1 protein-coding gene is annotated in these 708 nt (G+C 63.3%); it reads left to right on the top strand.

Translation table 11 applies throughout. The features are described from left to right. Window positions 1-98: 98 nt before the first annotated feature. The coding region (locus EOA85_RS36610) for an NnrS family protein (RefSeq protein ID WP_206523510.1) at window positions 99-708 on the top strand (610 nt) is incomplete at its 3' end.

Here is a 708-nt window from a genome sequence, read left to right as displayed (position 1 = left end):
ACACCGATCCAGCCGTGCCTGCCCCGATGTGGGCAGTTTGGGTCGGACCGACCGAGGGCGGCGGTTCATCCGGCCCTTTTTCATCTTGAGACACAACTATGGGTATTCCACGTCTGCGGGCCTACTCCGGGCCCGCGATCCTTTCCTACGGGTTCAGGCCCTTCTTTTTCCTCGGCGCGCTCCATGCCGGGCTCTCCGTCATGCTTTGGCTGCCGATGTATGCAGGCGAACTCGATGCTCACAGCGCGTTTGTTCCAGTCGACTGGCATGTGCACGAGATGCTGTTCGGCTATCTGCCGGCGATCGCTACCGGGTTCCTGCTGACCGCCATCCCGAACTGGACCGGCAGGCTGCCCGTGCAAGGTCCACCATTGCTGGCACTGGTTATCCTCTGGATTGCCGGGCGCGCCGCCGTCTTCTTCTCGGCGAATATCGGCTGGGAAGCAGCCGCTGTCATCGACGTGGCTTTTCTGCTTGCGGTCACGGCTGCGGCGGCCCGCGAAATCGTCGTGGGAAGGAACTGGCGCAATCTCAAAGTGTTGCTGCCGCTGGCCGTTCTCGCCTGCGCCAATGGCGCGTTCCATGTGGAGGCGCATCTTCAAGGCACATCGGACATCAGCCGCAGGCTCGGCATCGCCGCGGCGATCATCCTCATCTCGCTCATCGGCGGGCGCATCATTCCGAGCTTCACGCGCCACCGGCTCGTCC

The organism is Mesorhizobium sp. M5C.F.Ca.IN.020.29.1.1 (assembly GCF_003997375.1).
GTDB lineage: Bacteria > Pseudomonadota > Alphaproteobacteria > Rhizobiales > Rhizobiaceae > Mesorhizobium > Mesorhizobium wenxiniae.
The sequence above is the reverse complement of the archived record's forward strand: the minus strand, read 5'-3'. Positions and strand labels throughout refer to the sequence as shown.